The following is a 24,997-nucleotide window of genomic DNA, read 5'->3' as shown; positions in this document are numbered from 1 at the left end:
TGAAAAACATGGATAAGTTGTTTAAGGAGCTTGAGCGGCAGCAGTTACAAGCGGTTACGCGCCGCCATTTCCTAAAAGATTGTGTAGCGGGTATCGGGAGTATCGCCTTAGGAAGCTTTTTGGCCAGTTGCGGTGGAAATACTATGGGAGGTGGAGATGCTTTTGATCTGAATGCACTCAATCCGTTGATCCCACGGGCACCCCACTTCCCCGGAAAAGCGAAGAGCGTGATTTATCTGCATATGGCAGGAGCACCTTCACAACTGGAGCTGTTTGATTATAAACCGACGCTGCATAAATTACATAATCAGCCCTGTCCGGAATCCTTGCTTGCGGGAAAGACATTTGCATTTATTCGGGGTGTACCTAAGATGTTAGGTCCGCAAGCAACTTTTAAGCAATATGGGCAAAGTGGGGCTTGGATTTCGGATCACTTGCCACATTTCAGTCAGGTTGCCGATGATGTAAGCTTTTTAAAAGCAATCCATACGGACCAGTTTAATCACGGGCCAGCGCAACTTTTTATGCATACGGGGAGCGCACGTTTAGGTCGACCAAGCATTGGTTCGTGGGTTACTTATGGTCTTGGTTCAGAGAATAGCAATTTGCCCGGTTTTGTCGTCCTCACTTCGGGCGGAAAAACACCTGATGCGGGAAAAAGTGTTTGGGGATCCGGCTTTTTACCATCCGTTTATCAAGGTGTGCAATGTCGATCTAAAGGCGATCCTGTATTATATATTGCCGATCCAGAGGGTATGGGAAGAGATTTAAAGAAGCAGGCAATCGATGCGATCAATGAAGTTAATAAAGAGGAGTATAATACCTATAAAGATCCGGAAACCTTATCGCGTATCGCGCAGTATGAAATGGCATATAAGATGCAGGTTGCAGTACCGGAAGTGATGGATATAAGCAGCGAACCCGAATATATCCATGAGCTGTATGGTACACAACCAGGACAAGAATCTTTTGCAAATAACTGTTTGTTGGCACGTAAACTTGTTGAGCAAGGTGTTCGTTTCGTTCAACTTTTTGATTGGGGATGGGATAGTCATGGTACCGATTCTTCCACATCGATTGATCTGGGTTTTCGGAATAAGTGTCGTGAAATCGATCGTCCCATGACGGCGTTACTTATGGATCTCAAACAGCGGGGCCTTTTGGAGGAAACACTTGTGGTCTGGGGCGGTGAGTTTGGACGTACACCGATGCAAGAGAATCGCGATAATAGTGATATGCCGTTTCTAGGTCGCGATCACCATACCGATGCGTACACCATTTGGATGGCAGGAGGAGGGGTAAAGCCCGGGATTACGTATGGTGAAACGGATGAGATTGGTTTTACTGGCGTGTCAGGAAGAGCCTCGGTGCATGATGTACATGCTACCATGCTTCATTTGCTTGGTTTTGATCATGAGAAGTTTACCTATGATTTTCAAGGGCGTCCGTTCCGTTTAACCGACGTGGAAGGAAATTTAATTAGTGCTGTTGTTTAAAAAATAATCAATGAAATATTCCTTTATTATACTCTTGATGTTGTTCTTGTGCATGACAAGTAGTGCGCAGAATCAAGACCGATTGAAAGTCAAAATCTATTGCACCAACTGGGGAATGGCAGAGCCGTGGGATAGCTTTTGTGCGAAGGTAAAAGATGCCGGATTTGATGGCATTGAAACCTGGTTGCCCGGTTCGGAGTCTGAACTCCGTGACATGAAAGCGGCACTAAAAAAACATGACTTATCCTTAGGTTTGTTGAGTGGGGGTGGAGGTCGAACCTACAGTGAATATCTCGTTAGTTTTTCCAAAAACTTAGAGACGGCGTTAGCTATGAAGCCCGATTATGTTAACTGTCATACAGGGAAAGACTATTATACCTTTGAAGAGAACAAAAAGCTAATTGATGAAGCAACAAAACTGAGTGAAAAATATGATTTGCCTGTTTACCACGAGACGCATCGTGGGCGGTTTAGCTTTGCCGCACATGTTACAAAAACGTTCTTAGATCAACTTCCGAAGCTGCGTCTTGCCTTGGATATTTCGCATTGGTGTAATGTTCATGAGTCCTTACTTTCGGATCAGAAAGAGACGATGGAGCAGGCACTACAGCGAACAGGGCATATTCATGCCCGTGTTGGTCATCCGCAGGGACCGCAGGTTAACGATCCTATGGCACCAGAATGGAAGAGTACGCTGGAGCAGCACCTTGCATGGTGGGATGAAGTGGTCCGCATTCATAGAGAAAAGGGACAAAAGGTGTTGACGATAACTACGGAGTTCGGGCCAGCGGGTTATCTGCCTACTTTACCCTATACCCAGCAACCTGTCGCCAGTCAGTGGAATATTAATGTAGCGATGTTAAAAATTTTGAGAGCACGATATAACTAATGGAACTGTTTTTGGAGGAACTAAGGGAGTTTATCGGGCGATCCCATCCGATATTTGTGCATTTGCCGATAGGTATGTTAGTGGTTGCTTTTTGTATGGCTCTTTTTGGCCGACAGGAAAAGTATCAATCTATACAACCGGCCATTCCGTTTGTTTTACTTTTAGGGAGTATCGCCGCGTTCGTAGCCGCGATCACGGGATATTTACTATCGTTACGTGGTGGTTATGATGTGAAGATATTGGGCTTTCATCAATGGCTTGGAATAGCCGTTGCGGTGATTTCCATATTCTTATATAGGCTTTATCGTGTCGCTGCAACCGAAGGTCGGGTTAAGCGATATCGATTTGCCGTGTTTAGCGTGTTGATGCTGCTCGTAGGAGTGACAGGACATTTTGGAGGGACGTTAACACATGGAGCTGGTTATTTTACGGATGCTTTGCCTACGGCGGTAAAGGATTTTTTAGGGTATAAAGTTGCAGACGTGGAACTGGCACCCATTGAAAACGTTCAAGAAGCTTTGGTGTATGAAGCTATCGTTGCCCCGATCTTGAAGCAACGGTGTCAAAGCTGTCATGGGGAACGTAAGAAAGAAGGAGGTTTGGCACTGCATTCGAAGGAGGCTATTCTTACGGGGGGCGATGGAGGCAAGGTGCTGCTGGCGGGTAAGATGACGGAGAGCGAACTGTATGCGCGATTAGTGCTGCCAGAGGGGCATGAAGGACGGATGCCCCCCAAAGGGAGAACGCCAATATCGGGTGATCAGATTAAACTCATTGGCTGGTGGATAGCGCAAGGAGCAAGTTTCTCTGGAAAGGTAAGTACCATGCAACAGCCAGCGGAAATGAAACAAGTCTTGGCTAACCTGGAAAAAGGTAAAGCAGCTGAACTTACGATGGAGTATGCCGAGCTACCCGAAGCTCCGACGTTACCTGAAGATCTAGTGAAAAGTCTTCAAGCAAGAGGCATAAAGGTGTTGCCTGTAGCTGCAAATAGCAATTATGTGGTAATTAATGCTATAAATTATCCCGAGTTTTCTGCGAAAGATATGACTGATTTGTTGCATATAAAAGAACATATCGTACAGTTGAAGTTGGGTAAAACGGCAATTAAAGATCAAGATTTAGCGAGTATGACAAAAATGCCGTATCTCCGAAAATTACACTTGGAACATACCAAGATATCGGATGAAGGCCTAAAACAACTGAAAAGTAGTCCTTCACTCGCGTATATAAATCTATTCGCGACAAATATTAGTGACGCCGGGTTAGATTATTTGGCGGAGATTAAAAGTCTTAAAAAAGTATATGCATACCAAACAAAGATAACACCTGTGGGAATTGAAGGGTTGCGAAAGAGTCATGTGGAAGCTTATGTCGATTCCGGGAAATATCAACTCCCTTTTCTAGTTTCAGATACAATTCAATATTAAACGTTAGGAAGGTATCCAAAAAGGCAATAAATTGTTATGTTGAGCATGCCTGCGGTAGGCAGGCTCGTCGAAACACACAATTTATTGCCAAAAGTGTTACTTATCCTTCGACCGCCGACCTTATCTGGAGCGGTTCCGGAGGATCGCAAAAAGAAGCGTTTTTAGATACCTTCTTATACGTTTTAATTAGTCGTTTAAACGACGAATTATTTCGATCATTTCTTTAGGTTGATTGATTAGCTGATCGAATTTGTATGACGCCAGTTCGGCTTCGGTATGTGTACCATATAAAGAACCTACGGAGTACAATACGCCTGCACTTGCTGCAGATTGTAGGTCTGATGGTGTATCTCCTAAGTTAATGACGCTTTTAGGGTCGTCAATCAGACATTTTGCCATGGCTAATTGAATCATTTCGGGAGCAGGTCGTCCATTTTTAACGTCTGAACTAGCGATGGAACAGTTGATGATATTTTCCGGTGTATTGATAAGGCTCATATACGATCCATCCAAACCTTTATCCCATCCGAGTTTTGCTAGGATAATGTCGGTTACCTTACGGTAGAATCCGGTGGTTAGCGCGATTTTAATGCCTTGGCTACGGCAAAATTCGAAAACGTCCAGAACACCGTCATACGGTTGTGCGCCATGGGTATTGTAGTGTGCTTCTAACGTGTTACAAAAAAAATCGTAAGAGGCTTTCACCTTAGCGGAATATTCGGGGTGATCTTCACCTAATTCTTCTCTCCAAATGGTCTCAAAAACGAGTATTTTAGACCACCCCATCATACTGTTTATCTTTTCTGTTGAGATGGATAGGTTTGTCGCTTGAATAGCTTCAAAGAAACACTTTTCAACTTCACGTTCATCACGTACGGTGGTTCCGGCCATATCAAAGACGGCTAATTTAATTTTACTCATGATGTATAGATTCTTTATGTTTTACAAATGAAATGATAATAGCACAGGTCAAACAGATGACCGCAACCAGCAGAAAAATGTTGTTGGTGTTCCCGGTGTGGTCAATAAGTTTTCCAAAAAGTGGCTCTCCTATTGCCGCGAAGACATAGGCAAACATGTTCATAACGCCAGTTCCGGTCCCTACGAGTTGAGTGCCTAATAGATCGGGGCTAAAGGTCCAGAAGTTAGCTTGGGGCCCATAGACAAAGAAACCTGAGGCAAACATGAGGGTTCCGATAAGCACATGGTTGTGGATCGGGGTGAGGTAGATGAGGAACGCTAAACCGCAACTGATTAGCATCCCCGCACGAATCGATTTACTTCTATTTTTACGAAATAGAATATCCGAAATGTAACCGAATGAAACAGCTCCGAATGCCATGCCAATGGGAATCAATAAAGTAAGCCACAGATTTCCATTAGACTCTTTGTAGTTGCTGCCAAGAAAATGGATTGGGACCCAGAAAATGAGCCCATATCGAGCCATACTTTGGAAGCCGATCGCGAGTGAGGCGATCATAAAACTTTTTGTTTGAAAGACTCTTTTGTATGCATCTTTCCATCCAATTTTCTCTTCTTGATCTTTTGCGCTGCTATGTGTTTTTAGGTCGTAACCTTTTAGACGTGGGTGACTGTATGCAATAAGGAGAAAGACAACCAAGGCCGCAAGTAAAAAAAGTATAGGATATCTAAATAGGGTGCGCCAGCTTTGATCTTGCTGTACAAGGAGCAAAGCCATTAAGAACGTTAATACCGAGGAGCTTCCTGCGGCCATGGTGTAAAAACCAAACGCTCGCCCCCGCTCAGCGGGCCCCCACCAGTTTGCAATCAATTTACTGCCTGCTCCCCAGGCCATTGACTGGAAATAGCCATTTAAAGTCCAAAGAACAAGAATAGACTCGTATGATGATGAAAAACTTATCGCTAGATTGCAGCAAATCGATAGAGTGCCACCCGTTAATATCATCATTTTAGGCTGTAGTCGGTCTGCCAGGTTTCCATTGATAAGCTGTCCTAATGCATAGCCAAGTAACATGGAGAAGCTAATCCAACCGATTTGTTCAAAGTTTATGCCCAGTTCAGCCGACATTCCCTTTGCCGCCCATCCGAAATTGTGACGGCCTGTATAAAAGAATAAATAACAAAACATGGTGGCGAAAAGCATCGTCCATTGATCTTTTCGAAATAATTTATTGGTTTCCATGTTTGTTTACTGTGCTTTTGGGATGTATATGCCCGTGCGAATAGGTTTCTTCTGCAACGCAAAGTGAAAGGCTTCATTTGCTTCATCGAGTGGAAAATCCTGCTCAATAAGGGAGGCAAAAGGATACTTTTTTACATGTGCTAAAATAAAGTCTACAGCGAAATCAAAGTCTGCATAGTTATAGTTATGAAGTCCTTGGATGGTCAACATCTTTCGAATCACCTGCTCTGCGCTAATGCCGATTTTTGGCTGTTTGAAAACAGCGCCGACAAATACTGCTCGGCCGTATAAGGTCAAGCTATCCACACCATTTTCCATAGCCTGCGGCGAACCGCTCATATCAATGAATCGATCTACGGGATGCTCGCTGAATAAGGGGGATGGATCGGATAGTTTATTGTTGACGGTATGTGTAGCACCAAATTCTTTGGCCAGCGTAAGACGATTCTCGTCAATATCAGAGGCGATAATAACATCAGCTCCGAGCTCCTTGCACATGGCTATCGTCGTTAAGCCTAACAATCCTATACCTGCCACATGGACTGTTTTTCCGGAGAGCGATCCCGCTAGTCGAATGGCTCCTGCGGAAGTGGCTATGGCACAGTTTATTGTCGCTGCAATAGCTTGTGGGAAATCTGATGGAAGGATCCGGATATAGGTATACTTCCGAAGTATAATATGAGTCGCCAAACCTCCGTGGAAATTATCAGTCTCTGTAATTTGCCGATGCCCATATTTATAGATGTTACTGTTTTTTTGTGGTGTTTCGGTCTGGTATTCTTTACTGTTTGGGTCGCTAGAAAATACGGTCCAGGTAATTAAGTCGCCAACCTTAAGCGGAACACCACGTGCATCTTTACCGGGATGTGTTGGTGATATAGCCGCAATTGTACCAACGATTTCGTGTCCAAGAATGGTAGGACAGGGCTCTTGACGCAAACCACAGTACGTGTGGAGATCACTACCACATAAAGCAGCATATGAGATACGCACCAAAATTTCACTATCTGCTAGCGAAGGTAAAGTCGTTATTTGTTTTCTAAGCGGGGTATTTGCCCGGTCGAATACGTAATATGTTCCTGTTGTTTCCATTCTGTCTAGTAAAGATATAAAAGTTATGCAATACTAAACAATGTTTATTTATGCTATATTTTATTGAGATTAAGTTTTTGTTAAATTTTAAACCCGATGTTATCGTAAAGTTAATATAAGGAGACTTAATAATTTGGTTATCTTTCGGACATTTAAAAGAAATTTATCTAAGTTTGAAATAGGTATGGAAGATAATACAATATTTAAGATCAGTTCAAAAATTAAGGAGATCCGTAAGGAAAAGGGTATTACTATTCAGGAATTGGCTGATAGGGCTGGTGTTAGTAAAGGATTGATTTCCCAAATTGAAAACAATCGGACTGTTCCCTCACTACTGGTTTTGGTAAATATTATTAGCTCGTTGCATGTAGATTTAAATGATTTTTTCAAAGATTTTAAATCGGGAGAGGAGGCAGGTCCTATTGTCGTACGGAAGAAGACAGATTATGAACCTTTTGAAAAGGAGCAAGCGGTAGGCTTTCACTACAATCGTATTCTAACGACATCGATGGACAGCTCCATGTTGGATATTGTTTTATTAGAACTAGTTCCTGATGCGGTTCGACCTATGGTAGAAACGGAGGCATTTGAATATAAATATATTGTTAAAGGCACTGTCGAATATATCTTCAATGGTAAGACGGTGACTTTGGAAGAAGGAGACTCTATTTTCTTTGATGGCCGTCTCTCGCACACCCCCCGAAATATCGGCCGCACGAATGCATTAATGCTGATCGTGTATTTCTTCGAGCAAAACCGTAAATAAGTCGTTGTTTAAGATTTGTAAACAAAAATTAACGAATTCTAAGATTTAGTCCTATAATTAATGCAAAATTAACACTTAAGTTTACTTATATTAAAAATATGTTTATACTTTTGATACTGCGCACGGTAATGTGCGTAACCTAATTGTAAAAGCATTAATGAAAAAACTAATTACATCTATCACCTTTTTATGCGCTGCATTTTTTGTTTTTGGTGCGCCACCTAAAGGTAAACGAATCGTTATGATTTCGCTGGACGGTATTTCTGTCGCAGGTTTTGAAAAGGCACATACCCCTAACTTGGATCGGTTAATTGCTGAAGGGTCGCTTTCCATGAGCACTAGAGTTGTGATGCCGTCCGTGACGCTTCCCAATTGGACGAGTCATCTTACAGGTAGTGGACCAGAGCAACATGGCATTGTTGATAATGGATGGCAGATCGACAAGATTAAGCTTCCATCTGTTGTTAAAGATGAGCAAGGGTATTATCCATCGGTGTTTACTGTTGTTAAAAAAGAGGTGCCTCGGATTAAAACGGCTTTTTATTATAACTGGATAAACCTATTCTATCCCCATAATAAGAAAAATTTTGATGAGGTAAGCTATTTAGAAGACGATGCCTATATCCAAAATTATACGAAAGCATTTGACTTTATTGTAAAGAACAAAAAAGACCCAACATTGGTATTTCTTTATTCTGTGCATACCGATCATGCGGGGCATAAACATAAATGGATGTCCCCAGAATATATTAAATCTATTGAAGAAGCTGACATACAAATCGGTCTGTTTTTAGATAAATTAAAAAAAGAAAACCTATATGAAGATACGCATTTTATGTTCTTGTCAGACCATGGAGGAATTGAGTTTGGTCACGGTGGGGTTACGGTGGATGAAATGATCGTTCCCTGGGGTATTACCGGACCAGGAATCAAAAAAGGTTTTAAAATCGAGCAACCCAATAATACGGTCAACACGGCATCGACAATTTTATACCTGCTAGGCGTAAAACAACCCTTAGCATGGACCGGTCAGGTACCATTATCTGTCTTTAAATAGAAAAGCGACAAGATCTGTAGACCATTGTTACCATAAAAAAAGCGACCGCCCTTGTTTGTGTAGGTGGTCGCTTCTTTTTTTATGGTATGCTTACTTTATTTGATCTGAGGTTTTATGGTATGAGCCCGCTAACGTTGCTCCTCCGGAACAATAATAATGTAATATTCCCTCATCTTGCTGGTTCAAAGGGGATATCGTAACGGATGTATCACTGAAAGTGAATAGTACCGGTTTTTCCTGTAGCAATGCTTGATAAACATTTGCTTTTACACGTTTAGCCGGTGTGGGATCCAGTGTACATGTCGGTTTTTTTACATCGGTTCTTGAGTGAACATAAACGGAAATCGTACTATCTGTTGTCGTCTCCACAGAAATCCCTACCCAATCATATCCTTTGCTTCTGTTCTGGTAGCCTTCGCTTACATAATTTCCATTAACAGCTTGTGTAGGTTCGACAGATTGTGACATATTACTGTCTGCCAGGTCGTAGGTACTTGTTGTGGAAGTCGTTTCTTTCCCAGATTGTTGGTTGCAGCTGATCAACCCCGCCAACAAAAGGCCCATTGAGGCTAGTGTTTTTAATCTGTTCATTTTACTGTATTTAAAGTATTTTAATCAGTTCAGCAAAATTTCGTCCAATTTTAAATCATATTTTAAAATCTAGGCTTAAGGTGTCACTTTGCTTTTCTCCTGTTCTAATAGATCCTGTAATTCCTTTACTATTTTAGGATGTTTATCCGCTAGATTTACCTTTTCTCCGATATCTTCTTTGAGATTGTAAAGCTGTGGTTGCTGGTTGTTGCCCAATTCCGTGTCTGTAGATGCATCGTAAGCGCGACCATTGCTGGGGGCAATATACTTCCAGTGATCTTTAACAACGGCTAATGTGCCCGCATGTTCTATTAAATAATCACGACCTTTTTCATGCTTCCCTAGAAGTGCTGGAACGATTGGTTTACTATCGATCGCTTCTTTCGGTACAGATTGTCCAAGTAATTGAGACATAGATGCTAATAAGTCTATCTGACAAACTAAGGCGTCCGATACATGATTCCTGTTAACACCAGGTCCGCTGACAATAAAAGGGACGCGTGTGCCGCCTTCGAATATACTATATTTCCCACCTCGAAGGGGGCCTGCTGCACGATGTCCTTCGCCGCGGGCGACGGCCTCATCTTGGTAACCGTCATCAATAACCGGCCCATTATCACTAGAAAAAATGATTATGCTTTTGTCTGCAATACCTAATAACTCCAATTGATCCATGATTTTTCCGACCGTCCAATCTAATTGAAGAATGGCATCACCGCGATAACCTAAGTCGCTCTTCCCTTTAAAGAATGTTGCTGGCATACGTGGTACATGTGGTTCTGTTAAGGCAAAAAACAAGAAAAATGGTTGTGTTTTATTATCCTCAATAAACTGTTGTGCTACGGACAAGAATGTGGTGGATACTTCTTCGTCAACCCATCGCGCTTTAGTTCCTCCCGTCATATAACCGATGCGTCCGATACCGTTTACAATGGTATTGTTATGCCCTTGACCGGGGGAAGACTGCTTTTTAAGGAGCTCCGGATGTTCTTTGCCCGTAGGGTCGTTGCCCACTTGTTTCTGGTAGTTGACCTGTATCGGGTCATTAGGATCTAGCCCTACTACACGGTGGTTTTCCATAAAAACGGTCGGTACGCGATCGGCCGTCGCAGGAAAGATAAAAGAGTAATCAAAACCGACATCATTAGGCCCAGGTTTGATGGGTTCGTTCCAGTTTTTTTCTACTTGTGTTCCCAGACCTAGGTGCCACTTGCCAACAACTGCTGTTCGATAACCGGCTTGTTTAAAGATTTTTGGTAATGTTGGTTTGTCTGTTGGAACAATCAGTTTAGCATCGCCCGGGAGTACACCGGTGCCTTGCTGCCGCCATGGGTAGCGCCCCGTCATGAGTGAAAACCGAGAGGGTGTACAAGTGGCAGAGGTGCTATGGGCATTTGTAAAGCGCGTACCGGATTTAGCTAGCCGATCTAGGTTTGGAGTTTGTATTTTCTTTGCACCATAACTGCTTACATCACCGTAACCAAGGTCATCTGCGTAGATAATTATAACATTTGGGGTATTCGTTTTCTGCTGTGCAGAGCCGATCGATATATTGAAAAATACAAGTATCCAGATAGGGAAAAGTCGACGTTGAAATATGCTGTTCTGGGTCATAATATTAGATGTATTAGGGTGTTCTAAGTTACGTATTTAGATGTGTCTCTTTGGATTATCTTTCCATCTTAGCTATTTTTAGCCAAACGATTGCACCGGTTTAAAGTCAATCTTTACGTGTCTGTTTATATCAATGTGTAGCGATACGCATTTAGAATTAAACCTTGAGCTCCTCCTCTAAGACTATTTTTTCCCCCTTTTTAAGTTGGATATATAATAGCCCATTTTTGTGGAGACTTATTTTCTTTCCTTGTTTAGCTTGAAGTTTTCCGGGATACATCAGGGTGAAGGTTCCTGGCGCTGTGGCAAGCACTTCAATGTGGGTTCGTTGAGCTTTTATGCGAGCAGCGCTTACCAGAAAGCCGCCCTGTGTCCGTAGGTTTTCAAACGCAACATTTTCCCATTGTGACGGGATTGCGGGAAAGATTTCTACGTATCCTGGTTTACTCTGGATCAGTAATTCGTGTACACCTTGTGCAAAGGCGAAATTTCCTTCTAAGGTAAATGGACGGTAGGTATAACCAGAATATTCTCCACCTTTTTGATCCCCATTTAGGTGAAAGGAGTTAACCGAACAAAAGTTGCTAGCAAATTTCTGTAAGTTGGCGACAGCCTGTTGGCTCTGTTTAGCACGAGCATGTAGGCAGGCAATCCACGAAAAAGAGTAGCCAACCCAAGCGCGTGTTCCGAGCTTTTCGAGGTGAGTAAGTGACTGTTCTATTATCGTTTTGTCTTCTATTTTGTTTATATCCAGTTGAGCAAGTGGATATATAGCCATATAGGGAGACATATGGCGGTGCGAGTGTTCCATTGGTTTATCAACGGCCACGAGCATACCTGTCTGGTTAAGTGCATATGGCGGTAACTCGGCTTTTGTAATTAACCACTTTTTTGCTTCTTCCTGTTGGCCAACTGCTTCATTGATTTCGGCTGCTGCAGAAAAAAGAAAATGTGCTAAACCTAAATCAAAATTAGTCCAGTCCGGAAACCAGGCGTTGATACTGTTATCATTGTATTCAGGACTGCTGCTCAACGGGAGATAGCGTTTCCCATTTTTAAGGAATGTAATATTCTTCAGGAAGGTGGCAGATTCGATGATATAGGGATAAGCTTGTTTTTTTAAGAATTCGGAATCCATGCTGTATTTCCACTGCCAGTAGAAGTGCTGTGCCGTCCATGCGCTTACCGTAGGGGAAAGCGAATATTGTATCCAGCCGCCCATTGGGTAGCCATTGAGCGTTAATACGCCGGGAATATTTAGGCCGCTTACACCAAAATACTGTTGGGTGTATTCCAAGTTCGCTGGACGTACTTTCCAAAGCCAGTCCGTATAGGTTTTGGCTTCTTCAAGTCTATTGGCAGTGTACGCTGGCCAGTAGCTCAGTTGTGTATTCAAGTCGTTATGGAAATCTCCTTTCCAAGGAGGGAGTCCGCCATTATCAGCTGTCCAAACGGCTTGTAGTGTAATAGCGGGAGCACCGTTTCGTGCGGAAGAGCCCAACTTGTAAAGTTCGAGATAATATTGACGTTCCAAGAGCTCATCTGGAATTTGGATGCCGGATTTTGACCAATAGTTTGCCCACCAGTTCTCATGCGTGCGGCGCAACGTAGGGGCACTGATCTGTTTTATTTCTTGGGAGAGGTCTGCCTTATTGTTGTTAGCGATGGTCCATAGTCCAATTATTTTAGTCGGGGATATCATGCGCCATTCCAGGAGCACTTCAAAGTATCGACCATCATAGGTTGTTTGGTGAATGCGTTGCTGATTGGCGGAACGTTCTATTTGTCCCCCTTTATAACCTAGGCGTGTAAGGCTCTGTCCACTTACCACGCTTACCGCTTTACCATCATCGTTTGCAGCTTGATACGTATGGGGTACCAAAGTTGGAGTGGCTAAGGTGGCTGTGGGGCCTTCGATCTCAAAGTAACCAATGGGCTGTGTTGCATGCACAAAGTTGGTGAAGATGGTGCCGTTATCAAAGGTTAAAGTATGTGTTGCGGTGTGTATATCTAGGGTATTAGAAATAACTTTGCCTAGGGAAGGTAAGTTGAATGTCAATGCTGCGGCCGGAAGCTTAGTTGGGTAAGGGTAGGTGTCATATGGACTGTCTCCCCATTTTTGAGCTGCAGCATAGGTTTTGTTTTTTACTTGTTCGGTCACCCATTCAAAAGTATGCTCCTCTATAGGAAAAGCTTTCCGTTCGTCCCATAAGTCGGCTCTATCCAATGATAAACGAATGGTGTTTTCTTTATCCCAGATAAGGGCGCCTATCATGCCGTTGCCTAGTGGGATTGCTTCGTCCCATTGCTTAGCAAGATCCTTAAAGGAAAGGTTATAGGTTTTTGATTTCTGTGCGAAAAGAGAAAGACCTATTATAGACAATACGAAAGACAGAAAGATAGATTTCATGATTAGATTTTGTAAAAGTGAGACAATATACCTTATATAGAATCTGTTGACTACAACAATTTTTCCAATTTCTGCTACTAAATTATCAAGGTTTTGGTTTCGTTTGTTTATTGATTGCGTTGCGGGTGCGAATGAAACCCCATGGTAACGAGGCTGATGCCCGTCTATGTCAGCTTCCGTTTTCGGATACAGGAATGGAACGATAGGGGGCGTATCGAACGCTTTTTTAGATGGAGTATCTGTAATCGGCGATACTTGCGTATTCCTATTGTCCGATAAAGCATGATTTCTAACGGTCATGAACCTATTAGTAAGCAATAGAGTTGAACTGGGATATCGAAGGAATGTTTAAATTGATGCCGGTGTATAGTTTGTTTTTATATTCCGAGGGTGTTTCCCCTTTGATGGATTTAAATATTTTATTGAAGTTCGATATGGAATTAAAACCGCATGCATAAGCGATGTTGGTTATTTGCTCTTGGTTGCTTGCAATCAACTTGCACGCTTGACTCACCCGAACCTCGTTGACGAACTGTATAAATGTTTTTTGCGTGCGAGAGCGAAAGTAACGACAGAAAGCAGTTTTTGTAAGGTTGGCAATTTGTGCTACCTCATCCAGGGTGATTTCATTTTGATAGTTATTGAACACATGTCTGAAGATTCGATCAATCACATCGTTGTCTTTGCTGACATACGTATTCACATAGCTCGAACTGGACAGTAATTTGTACTCTTTGGTATTGATCAGTATTTCAATTAGACGGAACAAGTAAATTGTCTTCTGAAAATCATTCGCATCGACCATTTCCTGTAACAGCGTTTTTAGCTGCTGTTTTGTTTGTCCATAAAACAGTAACCCTTGTTTTGATAAGGCAATGAATTCTTCCATACTTTTGGTGTTGAATAATGATTGACAGATGTGAAGAAGCCTTTCCGGGTCAAAAAATAAGGATAATGATGAAGCGTTATGCAAGGGGGAGGCGTCACGACGATCGTTATGCCATACGTGAGGTAAATTGGAGCCTATAAAGGTTAATTCATCGCTTTCAAAAGTGTCTAGATTATCACCAATGATGCGACGCCCCTCGCTTTCTACAATATATGTGATTTGACATTCCTTGTGGAAATGAAACTCTGTAGAGAAATAGGGACGATTTATTTTTCGTGTCTCAAATACATTGTTCTCCAATCCTTCGAGAACTTTCGCAAATATCGGTTTCATCAAAATTGGTTTATTTTTTTATATTTTGGTTATAATGAAGCTAATATAGCGCAAGTCTTTGTATGTACAAAGGGGTGGCGTGTTTTTGGTCAATCGATTGCGTGCTGTTAAATTTCGTTGGGCTGAAAAAAAACGTTATTAGGAATTTTGTGCTGGAGAAAGTGCGGGTTTTGGAGATGTCGCTGTTACCCGTATATTTTGATCCGTTGAAATAGAGAGACCTGCCTTGATGATGGACACAGTAAGGCAGGTCTCTCTATTTATTTTTGTATTGGAACAAGACTGATGGAGCTTATTTCAGGCAGTGCTCCACCTTCGATAGTCTGAGCGTTTAATGTGAGGCGTACAGCTGTTTCTCCTATCGCTTGCTGCGAAATTTCTACTTGACCGATTTCAAGATCTATGAATTTTCCATTTTTATCTTTTTCCAATTTGGAAGGAACCGTATTATTGCCGAATTGGATGGTGATAGTCCCGGATTTCTCCTGATGAGGAAGATAATTCACAACAACCTTATATTGGCCTGGACGTTGTACCTTAATATCCCAATATACATGATCCGAAGTTTGTGACCAAGCGCCAATTGCATTTGGACGATTTGGATCGTGTGTATGTGCGCCGATCAACTTGATCCCGTTTGTGCCGACTAATTTGGCATTGTTGGCGGTTAGAATAATACGTCCATCTTTTTGTGTTTGTACTTGGCTTTCGAGTATTATAGGCATTCCTTCTATTTCGGCCACAATGACCATAGGCATCTTGATATTATGCAGATCCTTTGGCAATTGTATTGTTTTCCCCGCTTTACCGTTTGTTACTTGGAGTATTTTCTTGCTCGCGAGGGGGTGAGCCTTCATGATCGGACTTTTTAGCGGTATTTCAATCTTTCCATTCGCTGGGATATCAAACACATGGAAGTATAGTTTACCCGCTTTTTGGGTGCAATATCCCCAGTCTAAAGCTGGAAATGGACTTGCTTCGCTGCCATATATGGCATCATGGTTAACATCCATCCAATGTCCAATCTCAGTTAGTAATTTAGTCGCCTGTGGCGGAATTGCTCCTTCTGCATCTGGACCAACATTGAGCAAGAAATTACCACCTTTGCTAACTGTTTCAATAAATAGACGCATCATTTTGTCAAACGATTTCCAGTTTTGATCATGCGCGCTATAGCCATAACTTTCGTTCATGGTATGGCTAACCTCCCAATCCATACCGGGTAGACCCGTTGGTGGAATATATTTTTCGGGTGTGCCAATATCACCATTTTTATTCTCCAGGCCATCCCAAAATCTATTGTTTACGATGATTTGGGGCTGCCATGTTATAAGATCGGTAAGAATCTGTTTAGTACCCCAGCTCTCACCCTGATGTTTTTTACTACTGAAATCCAACCATAGGACATCTAGTCCACCATAGTTGTTTGCTAATTCCTTGATTTGTCCATAAAGGTATTTTTTGTATGCTTCGTGGTCCGGTTTGTATCCGGTAGGGTTTGGGTTTAGGTACGAGAGACCTTCATACGAGTCAGGGTGCTGCCAATCCAATAAGGAATAATATGCGCCCGCTTTCAGTCCCTTTGTTCTGAAGGCGTTGACGACCTCTCCATACAGATCACGTCCTGCTGGTGATATATTTGTTCCGCCCGTTACATCATTGTGCACGGAATAGGGCTGCTGACTATTGAAAATTGAAAAACCCTCATGATGTCTCGAGGTAATAATTACATATTTCATTCCCGCTCTTTCAGCAAGTGATGCCCAAGCGTTGGCATCAAATTTTGAAGCTGTAAACTTAGGCTTTAATACCTGTGCATATGGTTTGCTCTCTACTTTCGCCCAGGCTTGTATCCACTCTGCATAGTGTTGTGGATATTGTTTGCCATCCCAGCTTCCTCCCGCCGCACTGTATAGCCCCCAGTGGATGAACATCCCGAAACGAGCTTCGCGAAACCATTCCAACCGTTCTTTCTTGGTCGATTCCCACCCTGGGACACCTTCGTATGGTACCGAAGTCTCTTGGCTATTGGCACAAAAGGAGAGTCCTGTAAAGATGGTGGCTAGCGTAATTTTTTTTAATAGGTTCATGTTTTAAGATCTCGGTTTTAATAGTGAAGCAAGTAGCCATGATTAATTAGGTTTAGACAACGGCCTGCCTTTCGATTAAATAGTGTTTCTATTTGAAAACGAGGATGGAGACTGTTCTAAATATTTACAAGATAGGAGATTATATTTATTGACAAAAGATACGCCTAAAAGCAATCGATTGTTTAAGTTTTAAATAGATATAGAGCTGTTCGGTATAAGGCCTTCCATATTTTATGAAAAATAAGTAGTTTTTTTATGTATTTCGTGACGATATCTACATGACAGTACATAACAGTTATTTGGCTTATAAATTCTAATTTTCATTTCGATTTCACATCGTATTAAACCTAGTTTATTTTTTATGAATGCATTAGCGGGCGTTTTGTTTCATTTCATTGGAGGGTTTGCCTCTGGAAGTTTTTATGTTCCTTATAAAAAAGTTAAAGGATGGTCCTGGGAGTCCATGTGGATTCTGGGCGGATTATTTTCTTGGATCCTTGTTCCTCCCTTAGCCGCTTATATTACCATTCCTAACTTCATGGACATCATTCGAGATACGGATGTGTCCGTTGTCGGGTATACCTTCCTGTTTGGTCTGCTATGGGGGATTGGCGGATTGACCTACGGCTTGGGTGTCCGTTACCTCGGTGTTTCTTTGGGTAGCAGCATTATGTTGGGTTTGAGTATGGTATTGGGTGCGCTCATGCCGGCTTTCTATTACTTTGTGAACCCATCCCCCGGAAAGCATGGTATCGATTATTTTTTCTCCACGACATCAGGCCTTTGTGTGATGGTTGGTCTCTTGGTCTGTCTCTTGGGGGTGTATCTCTGTGGTAAAGCCGGGATGCTCAAAGAAAAAGGTTTGAGTAAGCTGTCTGGAAAAGCGGAAACAGAGTACAATTTTGGCGTAGGTATCGTTGTAGCGATTGTGTCAGGGATGTTGAGTGCTTGTTTCAATTTTGGTATTGAATCCGGAAAACCGATGGCCGATGTTGCGAACCAATTATGGAAGAGTCTGAATCCGGGACAGGGAGAGTTTCTTTACCAAAACAACGTTACCTACGTGGTTATACTATGGGGTGGTTTTACGACCAATTTTATATGGTGTACCTATCTTCTTATTAAGAACAAAACATACGCTGACTATGGCAAACCGTCGGCGCCAAACGGTAAGAATTTACTCTTTAGTGCGCTGGCAGGAACAACGTGGTATCTCCAATTTTTCTTCTACGGCATGGGTGAAAGTCGACTAGGCAATGGTGCCAGTTCATGGATTCTACACATGGCGTTCATTATTTTGATATCCAACGCTTGGGGGATTATCCTGAAGGAATGGAAAGGAGTTAGTAGGCCCACTTCTCGTGCTATTGTATGGGGTATTGTAACGATTATCCTGTCGATTTGTATCGTAGGATTAGCAAAAACATTAGAGTAATAACACATAGATATATGCAATTAGATACATTTAAACATGTTGAATACCTCTGGGATGAGGACAAGGCAAAGTCGCTCGAAGGTGATGAGGTAGCTTTACTTTTATATAGATCCAATTTATTGGGGTCCGATTTACGCATTACCAATTATGGTGGAGGAAATACATCCTGCAAGACGAATGATAAAGACCCTTTGACAGGCGAGTCTGTAGAGGTGATGTGGATTAAAGGGTCAGGTGGTGATATTGGCACACTAAAGAAGTCGGGCTTAGCGGCATTGTATGTCGAGCGGTTACGTAGCTTGGAGAAAGTGTACCGCGGCATGGACCATGAAGATGAAATGGTAGAACTTTTTAACCATTGTATCTTTGACTTGAGTTCTAAGGCTCCATCGATAGACACGCCATTGCATGGCTTTTTACCCTTTAAACATATCGATCATTTACATCCGGACGCAGCTATCGCTATTGCGGCCGCTAAAGATGGGAAGAAGATAACCCAGGAATTGTTTCATGGTACAATAGGATGGGTAGATTGGCAGAAACCAGGTTTTGATCTTGGGCTACAACTTCGGTCCTGTTTGGAAGAGAACCCCGGGATACGAGGTATTATGCTGGGCTCTCATGGTTTATTCACTTGGGGAGATACGGCATATGAATGCTATGTTAATTCCCTAGAAGTGATTGAAGCGTGCGCTTCCTACCTAGAGAAAAATTATGGAAAGACACGTCCAGTTTTCGGTGGTCCGAAAGAAACGAGCTTATCCGCTGAGGAGCGGTTGAGCCAAGCGGCTAAATTAGCGCCAATCTTGCGTGGGTTCTGTTCCAGTGAGCGACATATGATAGGTCATTTTACCGATGATGAACGCGTATTGGAGTTTATTAATTCCAATGATTTAGAACGTTTAGCACCGCTTGGAACAAGTTGTCCGGATCATTTTTTACGGACTAAAATCCAACCCTTAGTACTAACGCTGGAAAAAGGTGAGGATCTTTCCGATGTGGAAGCGATAAAAGAACGGTTGAACCCATTGTTTGAAGACTATCGAGCGATGTATACCGCGTATTATGAAAGCTGTAAACACCCGAATAGTCCCGCTATCCGAGATCGGAATCCAGTTATTATTTTGTTCCCTGGCGTAGGGATGTTTGCTTTCGCGAAAGACAAACAAACGGCTCGTGTGGCGGCAGAATTCTACATCAATGCTATTAATGTGATGAAAGGAGCCGAGGCTGTTAGTACATATACAGCATTGCCACGTCAGGAAGCGTTCAATATTGAATATTGGTTGCTAGAAGAGGCAAAACTACAGCGAATGCCTAAACCGAAAGCGCTATCGGGTAAGGTCGCATTGGTAACCGGGAGTGCTGGAGGTATTGGCAAGGCGATTGCGAAACGTTTTGCTAGTGAGGGGGCTGTGGTGGTACTCAATGATCTTAACGAAGATCGATTAGCGGATGCTAAAGCAGAATTTGTTAGCCTATTTGGACAGGATGCAGTTACAACTGCAACATTGGATGTAACGAATCAGGAGCAGATCGAAGGAGCGTTTACGGCGGCGGCTTTGGCATTTGGAGGCGTAGATATTGTTGTTAATAATGCTGGGCTTTCAATCTCTAAAACCATTGAAGATCATACCCAGAAAGATTGGGATTTGTTGTACGATGTTTTGGCCAAAGGTCAGTTTTTGGTGACGCAAGCTTCGACAAAAGTTTTAAAAGCTCAAGCAATCGGTGGTGATATTGTTAACATTGTGAGCAAGAATGCGTTGGTGAGTGGACCAAATAATGCAGGATACGGCAGTGCTAAGGCCGCGCAGCTGCACCTAAGTCGTCTAAATGCTGCGGAGCTCGGTGCGGCCAAAATCCGTGTAAATGTGGTGAATCCGGATGCGGTAATTTCAGATAGTAATATTTGGGCCGGCGGTTGGGCGGAAGGTCGCGCCAAAGCATATGGTATCACAGTAGAGGAGCTACCTGCCTATTATGCGAAACGCACATTGCTTAATGAAATAATACTACCGGAGGACATCGCAAATGCTTGTTTTGCCTTTGTTGGTGGGGATTTGCACAAATCAACAGGTAATGTGCTTAATGTTGATGGTGGTGTCGCCATGGCATTTGTACGTTAATATTTTACATGGCGTTTTATCGAATATCATAAAGTATAGTTTTTATATTTACGGGTGTCTGATAAAACGCTATCTACCTAACCTTATTTATGTGAAAAGATGAAAATAGAAAAATCAATTATAGATCAACATAATCAGGGACTACAAGAACGTCATCAACGCGCTTTTGATTTTGTTTCTTCCGATGTGGATAATATCGACGATATCCTGGAAAAGTTACAACGTTTTCAGATTGCTATTCCTAGCTGGGCACTTGGTACAGGAGGAACGCGATTTGGTCGCTTTTCCGGTCAGGGTGAGCCCGGAAGCTTGGAGCAAAAAATCGAAGATGTAGGTTTATTGCATGCATTGAATCAGTCCAGCGGTGCCATCTCCTTACATATCCCCTGGGATATTCCTCAAAATGCAGAAGAAATAAAAGCGTTGGCTACTTCTTATGGATTGAAGTTTGATGCCATGAATTCCAATACGTTTCAAGATCAAGCGGGGCAAGCTTATAGCTATAAATTTGGCTCCTTACAGCACGTAGATCCCAATGTGCGGAAACAGGCTGTTGCGCATAACATCGAAGTCATAAAACATGGGATCGCGCTTGGCTCAAAGGCATTAACGGTATGGCTTGCTGATGGTTCTTCTTTTCCGGGACAATTGAATTTTAGAGAAGCTTTTCAGAACACATTAGAGAGCTTAAAAGAGATATACGCGCACTTGCCAGCGGATTGGAAATTATTTGTAGAGTATAAAGCATTTGAACCGAACTTTTATTCAACAACTATCGCTGATTGGGGGCAATCCTTGCTTTTAGCCAACAAATTAGGTGATAAAGCATATACCTTAGTCGATTTAGGCCATCATTTACCCAATGCAAATATCGAACAGATTGTATCGCTCTTGCTGATGGAGGGTAAATTGGCGGGCTTCCATTTTAATGACAGCAAGTATGCGGATGATGATCTTACAGCAGGGGCTATTCGTCCGTATCAGTTGTTCCTTATTTTTAATGAGTTAGTTGATGGGATGGATGTTCGAGGGATTGATCATGCAACTGGATTAGGCTGGATGATTGATGCGTCGCATAATCTTAAAGATCCTTTGGCCGATTTGTTACAGTCTGTTGAAGCCATAAAAATTGCCTATGCACAAGCCTTATTGGTGGATCGGACAGCACTAAAAGAGGCACAACAGCAGAATGATGTTGTGCGTGCGCAAGAGATTCTTCAGCAAGCGTACCGAACTGATGTGCGTGCTATCGTGGCGGAATCACGTTTGCGAAGTGGCGCTGCATTGGATCCCATTGGCTTGTTCCGCGCACTGGATGTTAGAAAAAAATTGATTGCGGAACGTGGTATGAATTCCGTTGCAACGGGATTATAGGGATTGTTATATATGAGTAAAGTTCGTATACCGGTCATTGCAATTTTTGATGTGGGGAAGACAAACAAGAAATTGTTCTTGTTTGATGAGCACTATCAGATTGTATTTGAACGATCGGCTAGGTTTTTAGAAACAACAGATGAGGACGGCTTTCCTTGTGAAAATTTGGAAAGCCTTCGGTTATCTGTTTTTGATTCTCTCCATGAAGTTTTTCGTCGGGATGAATTTGATATTAAGGCGATAAACTTTACCTCCTATGGTGCCAGTTTCGTGTACCTTGATGAGAATGGAAGACCATTAACTCCTTTGTATAATTATCTTAAAGAATATCCGGAAGAAATTCAGAATCAATTGTATGAAAACCAAGGTGGAGAGGATACTTTTTCATTAGCGACAGCTTCTCCGGCGTTGGGAAGCTTGAATTCGGGGCTACAGTTATTACGTCTAAAAGTAGAGCAACCCGTTGTTTTTCGTCAAGTGAAGTACGCGGTACATCTTCCACAATATTTGAGCTTCTTGGTTTCTGGAAAGATTTTTTCGGATATGACAAGTATTGGTTGCCATACCGCGTTGTGGAATTTTACTAAAAAAGAATATCATCAGTGGGTTACACAAGAGGGGCTGAATCATGTACTGGCTCCTATTGTTCAAGGGAATGAGGTGTTTGATGCAGCCTTCCCCGGAAGCCCATACCGTGTTGGAGCGGGGCTACATGATAGCTCATCGGCCCTTATTCCATATCTGTTGAATTTTCATGAACCTTTTATCTTGATCTCTACGGGTACTTGGTGTATCTCGATGAATCCTTTTAATGCCGAAGAACTAACGAAAGAAGAGCTTGATAAGGACACGTTGTTTTATATGACCTATTCGGGTACTCCAGTAAAGGCTTCCCGTTTGTTTGCGGGCTATGAACATGAGCAGCAAACCAAACGCATCGCGGATCATTTTGGTACGACCTCGGCACGTTTTCGGAATATGGAAATTAATTGGGACATCGTAAATGAACTCAAAAGAGAGCCTATTTCCGCAGATTTATCGGGATTCTCAACAATTGATCTGGAGCGGTATCAAGATGTGGAAGAAGCTTACCATGCTTTGGTGATGCATTTGGTGGAGGCACAGGTTGCATCTACTGCTTTAGTGCGTTCCTTACATACGAAAGTGACCCGCATTTTTGTAGATGGAGGTTTTAGCAAAAACAATATTTATATGAATCTATTGGCCGCTGCATTTAGCGATGTTGAAGTCTATGCTGCGTCTATGGCACAAGCTACTGCGATCGGTGCTGCGTTGGTTATCCATGAACATTGGAATAGTCTGTCAATACCAAATAATATTATTGAGTTACGCTTTTTTCGACACTGATGCATACATACAACCATTAAACTTACCTTATGAAAAATCTAAAACTCCTTTTTGTTACGCTTGTTTTTTTGCTTTACGGAAATTTAATATACGCCCAGTTACGGTTGCCTAATTTTTTCTCGGACCACATGGTCTTACAGCGTGAATCCGCTGTGAATCTATGGGGATGGGGCTACGCCGGAAGCACCGTTAAAGTGCATGGTTCGTGGAATAAAGATACCGTCACGGTGAAAACAGATGCGAATGGTAAATGGAAGCTTAAGATAAATACAGTGCAAGCTGGTGGGCCATATAAATTAAGCGTAGTATCGGGCGGAGAGCTTATACAATTCACCGATGTTTTGTTGGGTGATGTATTCCTTTGTTCAGGTCAGTCCAATATGGAATGGGGCGGAAATCAAAACCTTAAAGAAATCCTAGACGAACTGCCGCATGCAAACAACCCGAATATACGCCTGCTGCAGGTCAATAGAAATGGGGCGTTAGCGCCACAGGAGAATATATCTAATGGGTGGTCGTCCCTCAACGAAAAAGCGTTGAAGCCTTTTTCAGCGATCGGCTACTTTTTGGCAAAAGAGCTGAATAAAAAGCAAGGCGTACCGATTGGTATTGTTAATTCTTCTTGGGGAGGTACTGCTGCGGAAGTGTGGACGCCAAAAGATCAGGTGGAGGCGGATCAGGCATTACTCGCTTTTTCGAAAATGCAAAAGGCTAATGACTACAGACCACATGAGAATGGTGTTCTATGGAATGGCATGATTGCTCCATTGGTAGGTTTTAATTTAAAAGGTTTTTTTTGGTACCAAGGGGAGAGTAATGTGGGAAGCTCTGCCGGGTATGACAAATTGATGAAGACTATGGTAAATAGTTGGCGATCGGCTTGGGAGGAGGAGTTACCATTCTATTTTGTGCAAATAGCTCCTTATGCTTATAATAGTAAGGGGGGCGTACAATCTGCCTTACTACGGGAGCAACAGGCGAAAACGGCTGTGGAATTGCCTCGGTCAGGCATGGTCGTGGTGACCGATTTAGTGGATAACGTACATGATATTCACCCTATTCAAAAACAGGAAGTAGCCAGCCGGTTAGCAAAAATCACGCTTGCTGAGATTTATCAGATACCAACTCCTGATTATAAGTCTCCGATTTATAGTGCCCACGAAATTAAGGGTGATAAAGTAGAAGTAACGTTCCACTACCTAACGGGAAATCTCGTAACTAGGGGGAAGGAAATAACAGACTTATACATCGCTGGAGAAGACAAGGTATTTCATAAAGCATCTGGAAAGATACAGAAAGATAAGCTACTTGTTTTTAGTAGTAAAGTAGCGCGCCCAGTTGCTGTGCGGTTTGGGTTTACGGATACCGCTATGCCTAATTTGTTTAATGAAAAAGGACTTCCTGTTTCACCATTTCGTACAGATTCGTGGGTTGATTAAATAGTGCATTTACGTTGCTTAAAATTTGAAGGGTATACTTTTATTTTTTTGAACCGGTATGATGTAAAAATCTTACCGGTTTTTTTGCCATGTATATGTATCGAAAAAATGGGCTAGCTAATCCTTTCGTCCGATTAGAGCGCCGAGAGCCATCTTTTTAGCATTTTAAAAAAGTATTTTAGCAACACGTAATCCTGACAGGATAGTGCAGGATGCTGTTTTTTAGCGCTTTTTATATATTTGAGTATAGACTTATAAACCATTGTATTTGATAAGCATTAACCAATTATGGTAAGAATTTTTACACATACTATTTTAGCTTAGGCCATCTCATTTTTATATAAAATGTAATTTAAATTTTCTATTAAAAAACAGAAAAAGGATAACCTATTTGCCAATTTGAACCAAAATATTGATCCTATGGTAAGCAA

At 42.2% G+C, this 24,997-nt stretch carries 18 protein-coding genes; 10 read left to right on the top strand and 8 right to left on the bottom strand.

The features are described from left to right. Nucleotides 1-8 precede the first annotated feature (8 nt). Genes B9Y69_RS08220 through B9Y69_RS08210 form a run of 3 tightly spaced genes read left to right on the top strand, consistent with a single transcriptional unit; the run spans nucleotide 9 to nucleotide 3,815 of the window. A complete protein-coding gene (locus B9Y69_RS08220) occupies nucleotides 9-1,496 on the top strand; it encodes a DUF1501 domain-containing protein (RefSeq protein WP_234991145.1) in 1,488 nt (495 codons plus the stop codon). 10 nt (nucleotides 1,497-1,506) lie between these two features. Continuing rightward, nucleotides 1,507-2,385 (top strand): sugar phosphate isomerase/epimerase family protein, encoded by an 879-nt coding sequence (locus B9Y69_RS08215; protein ID WP_085472446.1) that lies wholly within the window; start codon nucleotides 1,507-1,509, stop codon nucleotides 2,383-2,385. Continuing rightward, nucleotides 2,385-3,815: a c-type cytochrome domain-containing protein gene (locus B9Y69_RS08210; RefSeq protein ID WP_085472445.1), complete on the top strand. Its 1,431-nt coding sequence runs from the start codon at nucleotides 2,385-2,387 to the stop codon at nucleotides 3,813-3,815. Before B9Y69_RS08215 ends, B9Y69_RS08210 begins: the two co-directional genes overlap by 1 nt. A 186-nt stretch (nucleotides 3,816-4,001) precedes the next feature. Here B9Y69_RS08210 and B9Y69_RS08205 read toward each other — a convergent pair whose 3' ends face one another. The 3 genes from B9Y69_RS08205 to B9Y69_RS08195 are packed head-to-tail and all read right to left on the bottom strand — an operon-like array spanning nucleotide 4,002 to nucleotide 7,071. Beyond that, nucleotides 4,002-4,736 (bottom strand): HAD family hydrolase, encoded by a 735-nt coding sequence (locus B9Y69_RS08205; RefSeq protein ID WP_085472444.1) that lies wholly within the window; start codon nucleotides 4,734-4,736, stop codon nucleotides 4,002-4,004. Beyond that, entirely contained in the window at nucleotides 4,729-5,979 is a 1,251-nt protein-coding gene (locus B9Y69_RS08200) for an MFS transporter (RefSeq protein ID WP_234991144.1), read from the bottom strand. Before B9Y69_RS08200 ends, B9Y69_RS08205 begins: the two co-directional genes overlap by 8 nt. A 6-nt stretch (nucleotides 5,980-5,985) precedes the next feature. Continuing rightward, nucleotides 5,986-7,071 carry a zinc-binding dehydrogenase gene (locus tag B9Y69_RS08195; protein ID WP_085472443.1) on the bottom strand — a complete coding sequence of 362 codons (1,086 nt, stop codon included), beginning with the start codon at nucleotides 7,069-7,071 and terminating at the stop codon, nucleotides 5,986-5,988. A 184-nt stretch (nucleotides 7,072-7,255) separates the two neighbouring features. Here B9Y69_RS08195 and B9Y69_RS08190 point away from each other — a divergent pair, with 184 nt between their 5' ends. Both B9Y69_RS08190 and B9Y69_RS08185 read left to right on the top strand, forming a co-directional pair. Further along, on the top strand, nucleotides 7,256-7,837 hold the full coding sequence (locus B9Y69_RS08190) for a helix-turn-helix domain-containing protein (protein WP_085472442.1): 582 nt from the start codon (nucleotides 7,256-7,258) through the stop codon (nucleotides 7,835-7,837). A gap of 157 nt (nucleotides 7,838-7,994) precedes the next feature. Then, a complete protein-coding gene (locus B9Y69_RS08185; RefSeq protein ID WP_085472513.1) occupies nucleotides 7,995-8,894 on the top strand; it encodes an alkaline phosphatase family protein in 900 nt (299 codons plus the stop codon). A gap of 90 nt (nucleotides 8,895-8,984) precedes the next feature. Here the strand turns inward: B9Y69_RS08185 and B9Y69_RS08180 are convergent, their stop codons facing one another. From B9Y69_RS08180 to B9Y69_RS08160, 5 genes are all read right to left on the bottom strand, one after another. Continuing rightward, on the bottom strand, nucleotides 8,985-9,485 hold the full coding sequence (locus tag B9Y69_RS08180; protein ID WP_085472441.1) for a hypothetical protein: 501 nt from the start codon (nucleotides 9,483-9,485) through the stop codon (nucleotides 8,985-8,987). 75 nt (nucleotides 9,486-9,560) lie between these two features. Further along, nucleotides 9,561-11,099 carry a sulfatase family protein gene (locus B9Y69_RS08175; protein ID WP_085472440.1) on the bottom strand — a complete coding sequence of 513 codons (1,539 nt, stop codon included), beginning with the start codon at nucleotides 11,097-11,099 and terminating at the stop codon, nucleotides 9,561-9,563. A gap of 157 nt (nucleotides 11,100-11,256) precedes the next feature. Next, complete coding sequence (locus tag B9Y69_RS08170) at nucleotides 11,257-13,809, bottom strand: glycosyl hydrolase family 95 catalytic domain-containing protein (RefSeq protein ID WP_234991142.1); 2,553 nt, start codon at nucleotides 13,807-13,809, stop codon at nucleotides 11,257-11,259. Nucleotides 13,810-13,816: 7 nt separating this feature from the next. Continuing rightward, nucleotides 13,817-14,731: an AraC family transcriptional regulator gene (locus tag B9Y69_RS08165; protein WP_085472439.1), complete on the bottom strand. Its 915-nt coding sequence runs from the start codon at nucleotides 14,729-14,731 to the stop codon at nucleotides 13,817-13,819. A gap of 260 nt (nucleotides 14,732-14,991) precedes the next feature. After that, nucleotides 14,992-16,821 (bottom strand): alpha-L-fucosidase, encoded by a 1,830-nt coding sequence (locus tag B9Y69_RS08160; protein WP_085472438.1) that lies wholly within the window; start codon nucleotides 16,819-16,821, stop codon nucleotides 14,992-14,994. Between the two features lie 361 nt (nucleotides 16,822-17,182). On the opposite strand from B9Y69_RS08160, the gene rhaT reads away from it, so the two are divergent. The 5 genes from rhaT (at nucleotide 17,183) to B9Y69_RS08135 (ending at nucleotide 24,566) form a co-directional block, all read left to right on the top strand. Continuing rightward, the gene (rhaT, locus tag B9Y69_RS08155; RefSeq protein WP_085472437.1) at nucleotides 17,183-18,256 is read left to right on the top strand and encodes an L-rhamnose/proton symporter RhaT; all 1,074 of its coding nucleotides are present in this window, start codon (nucleotides 17,183-17,185) and stop codon (nucleotides 18,254-18,256) included. Nucleotides 18,257-18,270: 14 nt separating this feature from the next. Next, nucleotides 18,271-20,385: a bifunctional aldolase/short-chain dehydrogenase gene (locus B9Y69_RS08150; protein ID WP_085472436.1), complete on the top strand. Its 2,115-nt coding sequence runs from the start codon at nucleotides 18,271-18,273 to the stop codon at nucleotides 20,383-20,385. A gap of 99 nt (nucleotides 20,386-20,484) precedes the next feature. Beyond that, nucleotides 20,485-21,759 carry a sugar isomerase gene (locus tag B9Y69_RS08145; protein ID WP_085472435.1) on the top strand — a complete coding sequence of 425 codons (1,275 nt, stop codon included), beginning with the start codon at nucleotides 20,485-20,487 and terminating at the stop codon, nucleotides 21,757-21,759. Nucleotides 21,760-21,771: 12 nt separating this feature from the next. Further along, nucleotides 21,772-23,127 (top strand): FGGY-family carbohydrate kinase, encoded by a 1,356-nt coding sequence (locus B9Y69_RS08140; protein ID WP_085472434.1) that lies wholly within the window; start codon nucleotides 21,772-21,774, stop codon nucleotides 23,125-23,127. Nucleotides 23,128-23,156: 29 nt separating this feature from the next. Beyond that, entirely contained in the window at nucleotides 23,157-24,566 is a 1,410-nt protein-coding gene (locus B9Y69_RS08135) for a sialate O-acetylesterase (RefSeq protein ID WP_234991140.1), read from the top strand. Nucleotides 24,567-24,997 lie beyond the last annotated feature (431 nt).

It is taken from the genome of Sphingobacterium psychroaquaticum (assembly GCF_900177625.1).
GTDB classification, from domain to species: Bacteria; Bacteroidota; Bacteroidia; order Sphingobacteriales; family Sphingobacteriaceae; genus Sphingobacterium; species Sphingobacterium psychroaquaticum.
Note: the sequence above shows the minus strand (reverse complement) of the source record. Positions and strands in the feature narration are given on the sequence as shown.

Coding starts and splice junctions, on each gene's coding strand:
- rhaT (WP_085472437.1), top strand. CDS start 17,183: ATGAATGCATTAGCGGGCGTTTTGTTTCATTTCATTGGAGGGTTTGCC.
- B9Y69_RS08140 (WP_085472434.1), top strand. CDS start 21,772: ATGAGTAAAGTTCGTATACCGGTCATTGCAATTTTTGATGTGGGGAAG.
- B9Y69_RS08220 (WP_234991145.1), top strand. CDS start 9: ATGGATAAGTTGTTTAAGGAGCTTGAGCGGCAGCAGTTACAAGCGGTT.
- B9Y69_RS08190 (WP_085472442.1), top strand. CDS start 7,256: ATGGAAGATAATACAATATTTAAGATCAGTTCAAAAATTAAGGAGATC.
- B9Y69_RS08160 (WP_085472438.1), bottom strand. CDS start 16,821: ATGAACCTATTAAAAAAAATTACGCTAGCCACCATCTTTACAGGACTC.
- B9Y69_RS08215 (WP_085472446.1), top strand. CDS start 1,507: ATGAAATATTCCTTTATTATACTCTTGATGTTGTTCTTGTGCATGACA.
- B9Y69_RS08165 (WP_085472439.1), bottom strand. CDS start 14,731: ATGAAACCGATATTTGCGAAAGTTCTCGAAGGATTGGAGAACAATGTA.
- B9Y69_RS08200 (WP_234991144.1), bottom strand. CDS start 5,979: ATGGAAACCAATAAATTATTTCGAAAAGATCAATGGACGATGCTTTTC.
- B9Y69_RS08170 (WP_234991142.1), bottom strand. CDS start 13,809: ATGACCGTTAGAAATCATGCTTTATCGGACAATAGGAATACGCAAGTA.
- B9Y69_RS08135 (WP_234991140.1), top strand. CDS start 23,157: ATGAAAAATCTAAAACTCCTTTTTGTTACGCTTGTTTTTTTGCTTTAC.
- B9Y69_RS08185 (WP_085472513.1), top strand. CDS start 7,995: ATGAAAAAACTAATTACATCTATCACCTTTTTATGCGCTGCATTTTTT.
- B9Y69_RS08195 (WP_085472443.1), bottom strand. CDS start 7,071: ATGGAAACAACAGGAACATATTACGTATTCGACCGGGCAAATACCCCG.
- B9Y69_RS08180 (WP_085472441.1), bottom strand. CDS start 9,485: ATGAACAGATTAAAAACACTAGCCTCAATGGGCCTTTTGTTGGCGGGG.
- B9Y69_RS08150 (WP_085472436.1), top strand. CDS start 18,271: ATGCAATTAGATACATTTAAACATGTTGAATACCTCTGGGATGAGGAC.
- B9Y69_RS08145 (WP_085472435.1), top strand. CDS start 20,485: ATGAAAATAGAAAAATCAATTATAGATCAACATAATCAGGGACTACAA.
- B9Y69_RS08175 (WP_085472440.1), bottom strand. CDS start 11,099: ATGACCCAGAACAGCATATTTCAACGTCGACTTTTCCCTATCTGGATA.
- B9Y69_RS08205 (WP_085472444.1), bottom strand. CDS start 4,736: ATGAGTAAAATTAAATTAGCCGTCTTTGATATGGCCGGAACCACCGTA.
- B9Y69_RS08210 (WP_085472445.1), top strand. CDS start 2,385: ATGGAACTGTTTTTGGAGGAACTAAGGGAGTTTATCGGGCGATCCCAT.